The 14857-nt window shown below is 65.7% G+C and carries 11 protein-coding genes; 4 read left to right on the top strand and 7 right to left on the bottom strand.

The window, feature by feature from the left end:
- Positions 1–925: 925 nt before the first annotated feature.
- Positions 926–1231 carry a non-histone chromosomal MC1 family protein gene (locus EPL04_RS17525; protein ID WP_134672476.1) on the bottom strand — a complete coding sequence of 102 codons (306 nt, stop codon included), beginning with the start codon at positions 1229–1231 and terminating at the stop codon, positions 926–928.
- 253 nt (positions 1232–1484) lie between these two features.
- Here EPL04_RS17525 and EPL04_RS17520 point away from each other — a divergent pair, with 253 nt between their 5' ends.
- Together EPL04_RS17520 and EPL04_RS17515 are read left to right on the top strand one after the other, a co-directional pair.
- Entirely contained in the window at positions 1485–1682 is a 198-nt protein-coding gene (locus EPL04_RS17520) for a hypothetical protein (RefSeq protein ID WP_134672474.1), read from the top strand.
- A gap of 45 nt (positions 1683–1727) precedes the next feature.
- On the top strand, positions 1728–2783 hold the full coding sequence (locus EPL04_RS17515) for a quinone-dependent dihydroorotate dehydrogenase (RefSeq protein ID WP_134672473.1): 1056 nt from the start codon (positions 1728–1730) through the stop codon (positions 2781–2783).
- 14 nt (positions 2784–2797) lie between these two features.
- Here the strand turns inward: EPL04_RS17515 and pheT are convergent, their stop codons facing one another.
- The 4 genes from pheT to EPL04_RS17495 all read right to left on the bottom strand — a co-directional run bounded on the left by pheT (position 2798) and on the right by EPL04_RS17495 (position 9054).
- The gene (pheT, locus tag EPL04_RS17510) at positions 2798–4549 is read right to left on the bottom strand and encodes a phenylalanine--tRNA ligase subunit beta (protein WP_134672472.1); all 1752 of its coding nucleotides are present in this window, start codon (positions 4547–4549) and stop codon (positions 2798–2800) included.
- Positions 4549–6057: a phenylalanine--tRNA ligase subunit alpha gene (pheS, locus tag EPL04_RS17505; RefSeq protein WP_134672471.1), complete on the bottom strand. Its 1509-nt coding sequence runs from the start codon at positions 6055–6057 to the stop codon at positions 4549–4551. Before pheS ends, pheT begins: the two co-directional genes overlap by 1 nt.
- Before the next feature lie 624 nt (positions 6058–6681).
- Entirely contained in the window at positions 6682–7860 is a 1179-nt protein-coding gene (locus EPL04_RS17500; RefSeq protein WP_134672470.1) for an aspartate kinase, read from the bottom strand.
- A gap of 111 nt (positions 7861–7971) precedes the next feature.
- Positions 7972–9054, bottom strand: coding sequence for an ATPase domain-containing protein (locus EPL04_RS17495; protein WP_134672469.1), 1083 nt, complete (start codon positions 9052–9054; stop codon positions 7972–7974).
- Positions 9055–9154: 100 nt separating this feature from the next.
- On the opposite strand from EPL04_RS17495, the gene EPL04_RS17490 reads away from it, so the two are divergent.
- Positions 9155–9559, top strand: a complete 405-nt coding sequence (locus EPL04_RS17490; protein ID WP_134672468.1) for a hypothetical protein — start codon at positions 9155–9157, stop codon at positions 9557–9559.
- 188 nt (positions 9560–9747) lie between these two features.
- Here EPL04_RS17490 and EPL04_RS17485 read toward each other — a convergent pair whose 3' ends face one another.
- Positions 9748–11346, bottom strand: a complete 1599-nt coding sequence (locus EPL04_RS17485; protein WP_134672467.1) for a DNA-directed DNA polymerase II small subunit — start codon at positions 11344–11346, stop codon at positions 9748–9750.
- Positions 11347–11451: 105 nt separating this feature from the next.
- On the opposite strand from EPL04_RS17485, the gene EPL04_RS17480 reads away from it, so the two are divergent.
- Positions 11452–12270, top strand: coding sequence for a S26 family signal peptidase (locus tag EPL04_RS17480; RefSeq protein WP_134672466.1), 819 nt, complete (start codon positions 11452–11454; stop codon positions 12268–12270).
- A 110-nt stretch (positions 12271–12380) separates the two neighbouring features.
- On the opposite strand, the gene EPL04_RS17475 is transcribed toward EPL04_RS17480, so the two are convergent.
- On the bottom strand, positions 12381–13871 hold the full coding sequence (locus EPL04_RS17475) for a Cdc6/Cdc18 family protein (protein WP_134672465.1): 1491 nt from the start codon (positions 13869–13871) through the stop codon (positions 12381–12383).
- Positions 13872–14857: the final 986 nt, after the last annotated feature.

Raw genomic sequence — 14857 nt, 5'->3', positions numbered from 1 at the left:
AGCAATGGCCTCCGGCAGGATCAACCGGAATGGTTGCCGAACCACGAAGGGTTCGGTGGGTCTCTGGCGGAAGCAACTGAATGCTAAATGTCCGTCAGTTCGACGACGCCAAACCAAATCGTTGGTCGGGTGTCACCGAACTGCCAGGGCTAACATCAGATCCCATCGTGTACGGCGGACCGCAGGGGTGGAATCCTCATTTCCTTCGGACCTGAACGTTTGCTTCGATCGGTCTTAAACCCATCGAAGCGAGTTCGGTCCGAGATCGCGACGCGAGTTGAACGCGTCCCGAATCACGTCGTGTCGTTTACTGCATTACGATTCGAACCGCCCTATTCATTTAAGGGCGTCGAACCGGGCCGGCCTTCGGCGGGAAGACCCCCGAAGGCTCGTGCACATTCAATCCAAATGCCCTAGTATCACTTAAGGGCGTCGGATCGAGCTCGCCTCGGCCGTCCCGAATCGAGGGACGCCGTCGACGTTCTATCCGAGTAGCCCACTACACTTAAGGGCATTGGATCGGTTGTCTTGCGGAAGTCGGCCGAGGCGCCTCAAAAAGGCGCCGGTTCTCGCCGAGTTCCGGAGGCCCAAACCGCGGGACCTCGTTCGCATTCCTAACGAATGCCGGGTTACACTTAAGGCCGTCGAACCCGAACTCCTTCGGGGTGCAGTACCGTGGCATGCCAGTGCGAGAGATAGCGCGCCGATGGTAGAGCGACGGCTGAGCGAGGGCGAAAGCTGTGGCGCGGGAGGAGAACGACCGATCGTCCGGCGCGTCGTGCGCGTCGTCACGGCGTGTGTTGCCCGCGCGTGTCCCACTAACGCCACCAGCGCTATAACGACTCGCATCTCGTGCGCGTTTGGGGGACGTCGGGGCGTTCACTACTGCGCGGCGAAAACAAATACGGAGTCGCTGCCCGCCGGCTTACTCATCGAGGTGTTCGATACCCTGCTTCGAGACGTTAGCCTCGGTGATCTCGTCGGGCATCCAGTCGGGCTTGTCGTCGGGGGCCTGTTCGTGCCACGCCCAGCCCTCGTAGATGTGTACTTTGTCGGTGCCTTTCTCGCGGAGACGGATCTCCGTCTGGTCGGCGTCGTCCTCCGACGGCGCCGGTTCGAGTCGGCGAGCCGCCTTGAGAGCCGCCTGTCGGGGGGTATTCCCGGAGAACACGCTCGACTCGTCGCCCGACTCACGCAGCGCGAAATTTCGCTTACCATCTTCACGTACCATGGTTTTCTCCTCCATGCCAACCCAGCACAGGACCCATTATAAATATATCGCCGATATGAGTCGTTCGCGGCGAAACTATTAAATACGACGGTGGCGCCGTCGGGTGTTTTTTCGGCCGAACCGCGCAGTCTGTGCGATTTCGCCCCGAAACGATAAGCAGTCCGAGTGGTCGAACTCGAAGCGGCCCGTCGAGATGGGTCGGTCGAAAACACTTAAGTACATTCTGTGGCGAACCAACTGGTAGGATACCGCGATGGTACGGAAAAAGAAGCTCAGCCCGAGCGGGGCGAAAGGCGAGGACGGCGAGTACCACAACGTCCACATCAATCTCCACGAAGACGAGCTGGCCGTCGCCGGGATGGACATCGGTGACGAGGTGTTCGTTCGCGTCCGCGAGGACAAGATCATCATCCAGAAGGCCAACAAAGACGAGGTCGAACACGAGTTCTGAAGCCGAGCGGGGGATTTTTACCGCTCCGGACGGGGTAGACGGACGATGAACGCTTACGACGCCGTGAAGCCGCTTCTTTTCTCCCTTCCGCCCGAAACCGCACACGGGCTCGTCCATCGCGGGCTCGAAGCCACACAGGGGACGCCGCTCGCGGACGCGCTCGCGACTCGCTATCGGGTCGAAAACGACCGCCTTCGCGTCTCGGCGTTCGGTCAGGAGTTCGCCAACCCGGTCGGGGTCGCGGCCGGGTTCGACAAGAACGCGCAGGTGCCCTCGGTGCTGGGAACCCTCGGCTTCGGACACGTCGAAGTCGGCGGAGTCACCGCCGAGCCCCAAGACGGCAACCCTCGTCCGCGGATGTTTCGTCTGCGCGAGGACGAGGCCATCGTCAACCGAATGGGACTGAACAATCGAGGCGCAGAGGCGGTCGGCGGCCGCCTCGCGGCGACCGACGCGCCCGTCCCCGTGGGCGTCAACCTCGCCAAGACCGAGCACGTCGACGCCGCGGCGGCGCCCGCAGACTATCGACGAACGTACGAGGCGGTCGCCGACGGCGGGGACTTTTTCGTCGTCAACGTCTCGTGTCCCAACTCCGAGGGCTTTCGTGAGCTACAGAACCGCGAATCGATGGCGGCTATCCTCGGCGAACTCCTCGACGCGGGCGCGAGCCCCCTGCTGGTCAAACTCTCTCCCGACCTCCCGGATCCCGCGGTCGAGGACGCCCTCGACCTCGTGAACGAACTCGGCCTCGACGGCGTTATCGCGACAAACACGACGACAGACCGACCGGAGGGGCTCCGAAGCCACAACCGCGCCGAGACGGGCGGGCTCTCGGGGAAGCCGATCGAGGGCCGGGCCACCGAGATGGTCCGGTTCGTCGCCGACCGTACGGACGTCCCGGTCGTCGGCGTCGGCGGAGTGTTCACCGCCGAGGACGCCTACCGGAAGATTCGCGCGGGCGCGCGTGTGATTCAACTCTACACCGGACTGGTTTACCGGGGCCCGTCCATCGCGCGCGACATCAACGAGGGGCTCCTCGAACTGCTGGACCGCGACGGCTTCGATAACGTCGAGGACGCCGTAGGCGAGGATCTCGACTGACGAGGTCGAGGCCGTTACGCCAGCGCGTCCAGTCGGAACTCGAAGGCCGCGACGGGGAGTTCGAGGTCGTGTTCGACGAGCACTTCGGGGTGGATTTCGCCGATAACGCCCACGTCTTCGCCGTCGATGACGACCGCCGCGGCGCGCCCGTCGATGAACGACGGGTGGTCGGTCGCCGGGGTTTCGAGGTCGGCGTCGAAGTTGCGCGCGATCGCCTGCAAGCGGGCCTTCGCGTCCTCGTAGGAGGCGTCGTGGCGCGCGAGGACGCCCGCGACCGTCCGGCGTTCCGCGACGCCAGTGTTTTCGGCGTCGTCGACCCGGGCCGCGAGCCCGATCTCCGCGAGGTCCTGCGGATACCCCCGATGGGTGTTGTTTTCGAGCACCATCATGAGCGACGGGAGCGCCCACGTCCGGAGCATGGTGTAGTCCTCGCTGTACGGTTCGAGGATGGTCGCGGGCTCGGCGGCGCCCGTGACGACGTGGTCGAGGTCGGCGTCGCTTCCCTCCGGCCGAGAGATCCGCATCCGGTCGAAGTTCTCCGGCTCGCTGATCATGTGGAAGTTCAGCAGGTCCTCGAAGCCGAGTCCGACCAGCACCTCGCGGGCGGCGTCTTCGAGTTTCGAGCGGTCGTGGCGGCCGCCGACCGTCCCCACGTCGGGGTAGCGCGGTTCGAGGTCGTTGAAACCGTAGGCCCGCCCCACGTCGTCGACGACGTCGAGGGGGTGGAGCACGTCCACCCGGTAGGGCGGCACCTCGACCGTGTAGGCGACCTCGTCGTCGCCGACTTCCTCGGGGTCGGCGTCGAGGCCCGACCGTTCGAGGAGGTCGACCACGCGCTCGGCGCTCAGATCGATCCCGAGCAGGCTCTCGATCCGGTCGTGGGTCACCGTCTTCTCTCGGACCTCGAAGTCGGGTCGCACGAGCGTCCGGTCGGGGTACTCGACCTCGACCGCTTCGACCTTCGCGCCCCGGGCGTCGAGCGCATAGCAGATGATGTTGCACATCCGGTCGATGGTCCACTGGTCGGTGCCGGTTAGTTCGACGAACAGGTCCCGCGAGTCTGTCGAGACCTCGGTCCGCCGGCCGTTGATGACCGGCGGGAACGAGAACAGCCCGATGTCGTCGTAGATCGCGGGGTAGCGGTCGTACTCGGCCACGAGGTCGGCGTACGTCTCGCCGGTCGGATGCGAGTCCAGAACGTCCGCGGGCGTCATCTCCGCGTCGGCGTCCAGGGGAACGAACCGGTCGCCGTCGGGGTCGACGCCCCGGTAGGTGATGGAGTTGCCGGCGGCCGACTGCCCCTCGACGGCGGCGGCTTCCCCTTTCAGCATCGTCAGGTCGTGGATGCCGATCGCACCCTTCGCGCGCTTGCGGCCCATCGTGGCGTGGAGCTTCTCCTGGAGCTGGATGAGCGAGTCGAGCGCGTCCTCGTCGAGGCTCACGTCCCGGATCACGGCGCCGGTCACGTACGGCCGCTCGTCGGGGACGCTCTCGTCGACCGCGATGGTCCAGTCAGCGTCGTTCGTGCCGGGGACGTAGACGCCGCGGTCGTCGCCGTACTGGTAGCGAAGCGACCGCGCGACGCCTTCGACCGAGAGCCGGTCGAGGCGGTCGGGCGCAAACTCCAGCTGGAGGTCGCCGTCCTCGGTCCGACCCTCGAACTCGAGTCCGAGCCCGAACATGTCGTCGATCAGTTCGTCGTCGCTCTTCTCGTCGTGGCCGGTCAGGTCCCGGAGTTCGTCGGGGTTCACGTCGACGACTGGCATCAGTGTAGCACCTCCGTCTCCCGCAGCAGTTCGAGGTCCGCGAGCGTCCCGTGGACGTCCCGGATGTCCTCGAAGCCGTACATCAGCATGAGCAGGCGTTCGAGCGCGAGCCCCCACGCCATCACGTCACAGTCGACTTCGAGGGGTTCGAGCACCTCCTCGCGGAACATTCCGGAGTTCCCGATCTCGACCATCTCACCCGTCGTCGGATGCGTGCCGAACAGCTCGAAGCTCGGCTCCGTGTAGGGGTTGTAGTGGGGCTTGAACTCGATGTCGGTGATGCCGAACTGGGCGTAGAACTCCTCGAAGGTGCCCATCAGGTCCCGGACCGAGAGGTCCTCGGCCATCACCCACCCCTCGATCTGGAAGAACTCGAGCAGGTGGGTCGGATCGAGGGTGTCGTTGCGGTACACCTTCTCGACGCTGAAAAAGCGCTGGGGCGGTTCGAGGTCGCCGACTTCGTTGCCCGAGAGGTACCGCATCGACAGCGAGGTGGTGTGGCCACGGAGGTCGACCCCCTTCGCGACCTCCTCGGTCCACGGCGAGTGGTAGCCCTCGCCGTCCTCGCCGACGCCGTTTCGGTGGGCGTCCCGGACGCGTTCGACCAACTCCTCGGGAAGCTCGTCGATCTCGCGCGGGGTCTCTAACGCGAACTGGTCCCAGTGAGTCCGCGCGGGGTGGTCCTGTGGCATGAACAGGCAGTCGTTGATCCAGAACTCCGCGTCGACGTGAGGGCCCTCCATCTCCTCGAAACCCATCCCGACGAGGGTGTCTTTGACCCTGTTTGCGGTCTGGCGGAGGATGTGGGTCTTGCCGCCGTCGACGCGCTGGGCGTCGGCCTCGACGTTGTACTCGGCGAACTCCACGTCGCGCCACTCCCCGGAGGTCAGCATCTCGGGGGTGAGCTGGCCCACGGTCTCGGCGGTCTCGACGCCCTCCATCAGCGCGGTCACGCCCGCGTCGGTGAGCGTCACCGTCCGGACGGTCGACTCGTCGCGCTCGATCAGTTCGCGACGGTCTAGCTGGTCGAGGACCGTCTCGTCGGCGACGGCCTCGCCGGCGTCGAGGTCTGCCAGTGCGCCGGCCTCGGCGTCGCTCTCGGGGTCGGCGTCGGGGTCGGCGGTGATCTCGCCGCTCTCGATCGCGCCGTACCCCTTCCGGGCGTAGTTCGAGAGCGCGATGTCGACGGCCGGACCTTCGAGCCCGGACTGACCGATGACGCGACCCATCTCGACCGGGTCGGCGTCGGCCCCGGCGTCGAGGGCGGTCTCGTACAGGTCGACCTCCGGCAGGTCCGAATCGAGGTACTCGCGGGCCTCGTCGGTGAGCGTCACCGTCTCCTCGATCGACTCCTCGACGGCGACCAGCCCCTCGTCTTCGAGTTCGAAGACGGCGCCGGTGACCGTCTCGGGCTTGTGGCCCGTCTCGTCGGCCAACCGTTCGATACTCCGCGACTCGTCGGCGCTCGCGGCCCGCAGGACCGCGGCCTGTGACTCTGGTAGTTTCATCGTGCGTGGTGTGCTCTTGATGGGTACAACCCTGTGCGACCGTTTATCGTTTCTGAAGCGCGTCCGATGCGCGCGGCTCCGGGTCGGACGCCCCGAGCGGTTTCGTCGCCGGCGAGTTCTCGCTCGACGGGGGAGTCCGCCGCTCTCAGTTCAGGCCGCGAAGAAAAAGTCGAACCCCGCGTCCGAGTGGCGTCGCCGTGGCTGGCCGTCGATCCCACCGAGTCGGGGTTCGAGTAGCATACCCGGAAGTTGTTCGCAATTGCTCAAAAGCGTTTGGGAGAACATTGCGCACTCGCCGGCGGAAGACGGGTGCGAAGACGCATCAACCCACACGTTTTCACGGTGACTGCCGACCCACGGGACAGCGCGCAAGCGCGCGCACGAGCAATGCGCACCGCGAGCGAACGGACGTGAGCGAGCGGATCAAGCGACGACCGAAGGGAGGAGCGCCGCGTCTGCGTGAGCGGAGAACGCAGGCTCGGGAGAGCTTCGCTCTCCCGGTGTTTTTGATCGAGCTTTTGCAAGCGAGCGCCGCTCGGAGCGTCTCGGCGAGCGAAGCGAGCCGAGGCTCGAAAGACGCGAAGCGTCTTTCGGTGCGACCGCTGTAAAAAGTCGTAGGTCGTGTTAAAACTGCCGTTGGACGATCTCTAAGGTCTCCTCGCGGTCGTCCCAGTCGACGAACACCGCGACGCTGGTCGCGCTGGTGATGAGGTCGTGGATGTTGATGTGGGCGTCCGAGAGGGGGTCGACGAAGTTCCGGATGACGCCGGGCTGGTTGGGGAGTTCCCCGCCCGTGACCCGGATGGCCGCCACTTCGTCGTCGACGGTGACGCTCGACAGCGACTCGCCGTCGATGACCTCGCGGTGGAGGATGTTCTCGGCGCGCTCGGCGACGTCCTCGTCGACGTAGAAGGTGATCGAGTCCATCCCGCTGGCGGCCGCGTCGATGTTGATGTCGCTGTCGCCCAGTGCCGTCGAGAGGTCGGCGAGGATCCCCGGCTGGTTTCGGATGGCCCGGCCCGCGACCGTGAGGCAGGCCAGGGGCTCCTCGCGCATGTCGATGAGGTTCTCGAACTCCCCGATGATGTCGGTGCCGCCCGCGAGCAGGTCGCCGTGCTGGTAGTGGACCACACGGACATCGAGGGTCTCGTCCTTGTACGAGAGCGCGCTGGGCGCGACGACTTCGGCCCCGCGGAACGAGAGGTTCCGGAGTTCGTCGACCGAGATCTTCCCGACGTTGCGCGCGCCTTCGACAACATGGGGGTCGCCGGTCATCACGCCTTCCACGTCGGTGACGATGACCACCTCGTCGGCGTCGATGTAGTTGCCGAGCATCACGGCGGTCGTGTCCGAGCCCCCGCGCCCGAGCGTGGTGACGTTGCCCTCGTCGTCCTCGGCGAGAAAGCCCGTGATCACCGGGACCACGTCGCCGAGTTCGGCCGCGAGCTCCGCGACCGCCGCCTTCGTCCGCTCGGCGTCGACCTCGCCGTGGCCGTCGGTGTAGATCGGCCACCGGCCCGAGCCGGGCTCGACGAAGACTGCCTCGACGCCCCGAGACGAGAGCGCCGCCTTCAGCATCCGGACGCTGGTGCGTTCGCCCATGCTGACGATCTCGGCGCGGTCGGGATCGTCGGCCTCGAACTCGATCTCGTCGAGGAGTTCGTCGGTGGTGTTGCCCATCGCGCTCGCGACGACCGCGATCTCGTGGCCCTGCGCGACCGCGTCCGCGATGGAGTCGGCCGCCCGGTTGATGCGATCGCCGCTGCCGAGGCTCGTCCCGCCGAACTTGGCTACGACGCGCATACGATCACCTGTGGACTGGTCGGCCCTCGCGTGCGGGTAGTAAACATATGGGAGAGTAGCTGTGGCGTGCAGATAACTGCTTTCATGTGCGAGAAGCTTGCCGGCCGGGAATCACTCCTCACGGGGGCCCGGAGCGTCCGGCGAGTGGGCGTTTGGCTCTGCGTCGGCGGGCGATCGCTCGGCGGGGTCGGGGCCGTCGGAGTCCGGATCGACGGGACCGTCGCCCTCGGCGGGGTCGTCCATCTCCGCGATCGGGTCGAACGTGACCAGCCCCCGACCCGCGGTGAACTCGTAGGCGGTCCACTCCGGGATCGACAGCACGCCGTTCATCTTTCGGATCCGGAGCCGCTTGATGAGGGTGTCTCGGACGATCGAGCCGTTCATCTGCATGTCGACGATGCCGTCGACCGCATACCCGAGGTCGTGGGGGAACGTCCGCTCCTCGCCGGTGATGGTCCCCCCGGCGAACACCGGGACGAACCGGCCTTTACAGACGTCGGCCCGGACGTCTTTCACGCAGTCGTAGGCCCGTATCGGCTGGACGAGCGTACCGAACTCCGTCAGCGAGTCGATCGTCACGACGCCGGCGTCGGTCATCCCGAGCGCTTCGAGACACCCGTCGAGTTTGTTCTGGAGTTCGCTCACGTCGCTTGGGTCTCTGACCGTCTCGGTCACGTCCCGGGCGATCCGGCGGATGTGGCTTGTCCACTCGTTCATCCGGTCGAACATCCGGTCGCGATCGCTCACCCGATACGTGAAACAGTCGAGGATGTGGAGCCGCCCCGACTCCAGATACGGCAGGACGTTCCAGTCGAGCGCGAGGAAGTTCTCGACGACCGAGACCGGCGGCTCGGTGAAGGTGACGACGACTGCGGGCTCGTCGCGCTCTAGGGCGCGCCAGACGAGTTCGGCCAGTAGCGTCTCGTTACGGGCGCCCTCGTCGCTCGACACCAGCACGAACGAGTTGCGCGGAAGTCCTTGAGGAAGGCCCGCGTCGAGGCCCGACACGCCGGTCCGCATCCGACGGTGGCCGTGGTACTCGGTGAACACCCGATCGGTCTCGCGCATCGCCGTCCGACACGCCTCCGAGCAGAACTCGTAGGTGGCGCCCCGATGGCTCAGCGTCTCGCGGCCACACGATAAGGGGAGCCGACAGAAGTCACAGAGCCGGGGGGCGTCGTCCGTGTCACTCATACGCGCGGATACGGAGCCGACCGAGAAGAAACTACGCGTTGCCGGCCATCGCGACGGGGTCCCCGCGGGCTTTAACTTCGCGGTCGTCTAATCGAAACCAGTGCGTGTACGAGACGCGGTCGAGGACGACGACGACGCGCTCGGCGAGTTCGCCGACGCGCCCGCGGAAGTGATGCGTAACGTGGTCCACGACCGGACGGTCCGAGTGGCCGAAACGGAGGCCGACGGCGAGACCGAAATCGTCGGCTTCGTCGGCTTCGACGCGATGCCCGGCACCGTCAGGGTGACGTATCTTCGCGGGTCGCCCGACGCCCGCGAGCGCCTGCTCGAGGAGCCGATCCGATTCGCCCGCAAGGAGGGGATGAGCGTCGAAGTGTTGGTCCCCGAACGCGAGGAGGGGACGGCGTCGGTCGTCGAGGCGGCGGGGTTCGAACCCGCCGGGAGCGGTCCGCGGTTCGACGGTGGCCGCACCCTGAAGTACCGGCTCGACCCGCCCTCGCGGTGAGGACGATCGACGGGTCGGGATCTGGTCGGGCGGCGTCGGAGGAGCCGTCGGCGACGCCACGGATGAGACGATCAGCTCCCACCGTCCCGCGGGGGAATCGCGGCCGAACCCCTCCGTTTCGGGTGGAGCCTTCGGTACCGCGCCACACGGTCGGTCCGAGATCCGAGGAGGCGTCGCGACGCGGAGAATCAGCTGAACTTCCGGACGGTCATGTCGAGGGTGTCGAGGTCGAGAATCGGCGCGAAGCCTGCGTCTGGGTCGATGTTCACCGACTTCTGGAACGCGGTCTGAGCCTGCCAACAGCCGGAGTTGACCGCGAGCACGTTGTGGTACTTCCCCCACCCGAGCTTGTGGACGTGGCCGGTGTGGAACACGTCCGGGACCTGATCCATCACGAGGTAGTCTCGCTCCTCGGGCGCGAGGCGGGTCTTGCCGCCGAACTGCGGGGCGACGTGGCGCTTTTTCAGGAGTTGGTACATCGCCTTGTGTGGCTCCTCGTAGCTCGCCTTCTCCTCGGGGAGTTCGGCGATGACCTCGTCGAGCGAGACCCCGTGGTACATCAGGACGTCGACGCCCTCGACGGTCACCGTCGAGGGGTTGCCGGTGATCTCGGCGTCGTGAGCCGACATGATCGACCGGAGTTCGTCGTCGAAGCCGGGTTGGGGTTCGGCGAGTCGGACCGCGTCGTGGTTGCCCGGGATCATGACGATGTCGAGATCCCCGGGCACCTCCTTGAGGTGTTCGGAGAACTGCTCGTACTGATCGTAGATGTCGACGATGTCGAGTTCCTCGTCTTGATCCGGGTAGACGCCGACGCCTTCGACCATGTCACCGGCGAGCAGGAGGTACTCGACGCGTTCGGCCTCCTCTGTGTGGAGCCAGTCGGCGAACCGCGACCACGCGTCGGCCATGAACTCCTGGCTCCCGACGTGGACGTCGCTGATGAGCGCGGCCTGGACGTGGCGGTCGGCGGTCGAGGGCTCGTAGGTCCGGGGCACGTCCGGGAAGTACAGCGAGTCGACGAACAGGATGCCGTCGCCGTCGTCGTTGTCGTCCGAGAGCGTGCCCTCGACGGCGATGACCTCGTCGAAGAGGAGTTCGTCGACCACGTCGGCGAACTCCCGGTCTTTCATCACCAGACAGGGGTACGTCCCGCTGGTGTCTTCGAGTTCGATGAGCCAGTGACCGCTCGCGGTCGAGCGGATGTCGCTGATCATCCCGACGATGGCGGTGTCGCCGCCGCCGGGCATCTTCCGAACCGCGGACGTCGGTCGGACGTTGACCCGCGAGCGAAGTTGCGAGGCGAGGCGCTTGTACCGGTCGCGAAACACCGAGACGAAGTCCTCGTACTCGCCGGTTCCGGTGCTCTCGCCGGTCACATCGCCCGCAATGTCGAGCGACCGCGCGTCGAGGTCGGGGTCCCGGACGAACTGCTCGGGCCGAGAGGCGTCTCGGTCCGCGCTTTCTACCCCCTTCGTTTCGTCTGCGCTTCGTCGTTCTGTCTCTCGATTGGCGCTGTTTTTCGCTCCAGTAGAAGCAGAGGTGTTCGGGGCGGGCGGTTCGGGGCTCGCGACGTCCGCGTTCGCGTTCGCGCCGGCGTCGTCGAGGACGCGACGGACGTGGTCGGCCGAGAGCTTCAGCGCGTCGTCGGGGGCGCGTTCGACCGCGGCCGCGAGCGCGAGCCCCGGTTCGTCGGCGCCCGCGAGCAGCGTCACCGCCTCGGGATCGGCGTTGTACCCGCGGCTGGTGAGTTCGCTGACGATGCGGGCCGGGGTCTCCATCGGCACGTACGCCACATTTCGGGGCGGAAGCAAAAGCGTGCCGAACCGATCCGGGCGTTCGGCGCCGGTGACCCGGAAAATTGACAACCTCGGACGGGTAAGGTGGGGGCGATGAGTGCTCCCCGCGACGACACTTCGTCGGACGAGTCCGCCGACGACGGTAGCCGGGGCGACACTGCGGCGTCGCCGTCGGGGTCGAACGACGGGCTCGGACCGGACGCTCAGTCGGGATCGCGCTCGGACGCGCCGGCGGCCCGGTCGAACGGCCCGCCGGGACCGCGCTCGGACGGCGGCGAGCCGAGCGACACCGGGCCGATCGAGCTGATCGGGCGCTTCCGCCGGAGCGACCACGGGGCGGTCGTGTTCGTCCGCGAACTGCTGAGTAGCGCCGCGATCGTCGTGGCGATCGGACTGTTGCTGTTCGCCGCGAGCGGCGTCTGGCCGCCGATGGTCGCCATCGAGAGCGGGAGCATGGAACCCCAGATGTACAAGGGCGATCTGGTGTTCGTGATGGAGGAAGGCCGCCTCGCCCCCGACATCGCGCACGCCGACACCGGGATCGTGACGTATCGGGCCGGCGCCGAGGCGGGCTACTCGAAGTTCAACAACCCCGGCGACGTGATCATCTACACGCAGAACGGCGACCCCGGAAGGACGCCCATAATACACCGCGCGATGTTCTGGGTCGAGAGCGGCGAGAACTGGTACGACGAGGCCAACAAGCAGTACCTGCGAGCCGACAACTGCGGGGAACTCGCGAACTGCCCGGCGCCCCACGCCGGGTTCATCACGAAGGGGGACAACAACGGCGAGTACGATCAGGCCAGACGGATCTCGACGGTCGTGAAACCCGACTGGGTCCGCGGGACCGCGGAGGTCCGGATCCCGTGGCTCGGGTGGGTGCGCCTTTACTTCTCGGGGGCCGCGTAGCCCCTCCGTTTCGAGTCGACGACGCGTTCGACAGCGAGTGCCTCCGTTTCGAGTCGACGACGCGTTCGACAGCGAGTGCCTCCGTTTCGAGTCGAGCGTAACGAGCGCCGTCAGTTGTCGAACCGGGCCTGTACGAACGGCTGGACGTTCTCGATGTCGCCGAGCCGCGAGTCGGACATCAACACCGCCTCGGTCTCGTCGATCGGCACCGAGAGGCTGATCTCCTTCGTGCGGCCGTACCGGCCCTTCGAGACGACGACCGCGTTCACGATTCCGAGCATGTCGAGTTCGCTGATGAGGTCGGTCACCCGGCGCTGGGTGAGCACGTCGGCGTCGATCTCCTCGCAGAGGCGCTTGTAAATGTTGTACACCTCGCCGGTGTTGATGTTGTGGACGCCGTTTTTCTCGAGCGAGATGATCGAGAACAGCACGAGCTTCGACTGGGTCGGGAGCGTCCGGACCACCTCGACCACGCGGTCGAGTTCGATCTTCTCCTGGGCCTTCCGGACGTGGGTCTCGGTCACGCCCTCCGACTGGTCGCGCTCGGCGAGTTCCCCCGCGGTCCGGAGCAGGTCGAGCGCCCGGCGGGCGTCGCCGTGCTCCTGTGCGGCGAACGCCGCACACAGCGGGATCACGTCGTCGCTGAGCGCGTCGGCCTTGAACGCCACGTCGGCGCGGTGCTGGAGGATGTCCCGGAGCTGATTGGCGTCGTAGGGCGGAAAGACGATCTCCTCCTCGCCGAGCGAGGACTTCACCCGGGGGTCGAGGAAGTCGGTGAACTTGAGGTCGTTCGAGATGCCGATGATCGAGACCCGGGAGTTGTCCAGTTCGGAGTTCATCCGCGAGAGGTTGTAGAGGGTGTCGTCGCCGGACTTCTCGACCAGCTTGTCGATCTCGTCGAGCATGATGACGACCACCCGTTCCTCGTAGTCGACCGCGTCGAAGAAGGTGCTGTAGACACGGTCGGTCGGCCAGCCGGTCATCGGGACCGACTCCATCTCCTCGCGGTCGGCCTCGCGCTCCTCGATCCGGGCGGATATCTCCGCCGTCGAGTCGAACTCGGTGTCCGCGAGCGCGGCGGGGTCGGCGGTCGCCTCCTCGCGGAGCGCCGACAGCTCCTCGATGCGACCGGTGACGAACTCCCGGTTTGACTCGATGAACTTGTTCGCGAGCTGGGCGAGCACGCGATACTGGGTGTCGGTCACCTCGCAGTTGATGTACTCGACGTTGCAGGGGACGTCGTACTTCTGGGAGGTGCTCTCTAGCTCCTTGCTGACGAACTTCGCGCTGGCGGTCTTGCCGGTCCCGGTCTTGCCGTAGATGAGGATGTTCGACGGCGTCTCTCCCCGGAGCGCCGCGACCAGAATCGTCGCCATGTTGTTGATCTGGTCTTTGCGGTGCGGGAGTTCGTGTGGCGTGTACGACGGCCGGAGGACCTCCTTGTTCTCGAAGATGGGCTCGCCCGACAGCAGATCGTCGAACAGGCCCTGGTCGTCGTCCTCGTCGTCGAGCACGACGTCGTCGAGGTCGACGTTCTCGAAGCTACTGTCGGGACTCACCTCGACCCCGTCGTCCGTCGGTTGCGTGTTTTCGTCAGACATGCGTGCGTTCCGACCCCTACGTTTCAGGTGGAAGACGCGCTTCGTACGACGAAATCCGGCGATACCGGCCGAGAGAGCCGGGAAGCCGAAGGCGAGAAGTCGCCGGCGCGTCCAGTTGATGCAAATGAACCAAAGGTCCAGGAGGGTATTAAACTCTTTCTTCTTTCCTCGGTGGCCGACCGAGTTCGCAGTCGAAACGATCTCCGGCGGGGAGATCGCACGAGGTTCGCCGGAAAAAGTGGGACTCCAAGCGCCGTCTCGGACACGTATCATCTCCTGACTGTAAATATAGCTGTCATTTTCGTAGCGATAGTTCGCGGGCCGATCCTGAGTAGCCGCGACTCGATTCGCGCGGTGGTCTCACACTCGCCCGAGAGAGCAGTTATCGGACCGACCCGATCGCTCGGACCGACCCCGGAAGATGGTGGCGAGGAACACTCCACCCCCCACCCCTTCGTTTCGGGTGGAGACGGAGAAACACGGTGGGGCGGGGAGGGGGTCTCTAGAACCAGAGCATTTATTACAACATGGCTTAAACAATATCCGCGAACCAAAGCTAATCTATAGTTTAGTTGTTTCGGATGGTGAATTATATTCGCCGATCGCTCCGAACCCGCACCCCACCCCGGCGATTCGCCCGTTCCACTTGAAACGAAGGGGTGGGGGTGGTCAGAACGACGCCGCCCGAAGACCTCCTCCGTCGGCGTCGACAGACGAATAGTATGAACGTTCGCTAGCTTTCGAACTCTCGACCCGTCGAATCGAACGGTCGAGCGCGTTCAGTGGTCGAACCCGACCCCGTCTCTTTCTCCATTGGCTCGGGCTCACAACCCCCTCGTTTCGATTGGAAACGCCGACCGACTCGACTCGAAATTCGGGGGCGAGTCGACTCTGATTCGAGTTCACCACCGAACCGGAGCGAGACGGTATCGAGTTCACTACTGGTCGCAAACGACGCGTCGAAAGTCCGGCCCTTCACGCGCCCT

The organism is Halorussus marinus, from assembly GCF_004521895.1.
Taxonomy (GTDB): Archaea; Halobacteriota; Halobacteria; order Halobacteriales; family Haladaptataceae; genus Halorussus; species Halorussus marinus.
The sequence above is the reverse complement of the archived record's forward strand: the minus strand, read 5'-3'. Positions and strand labels throughout refer to the sequence as shown.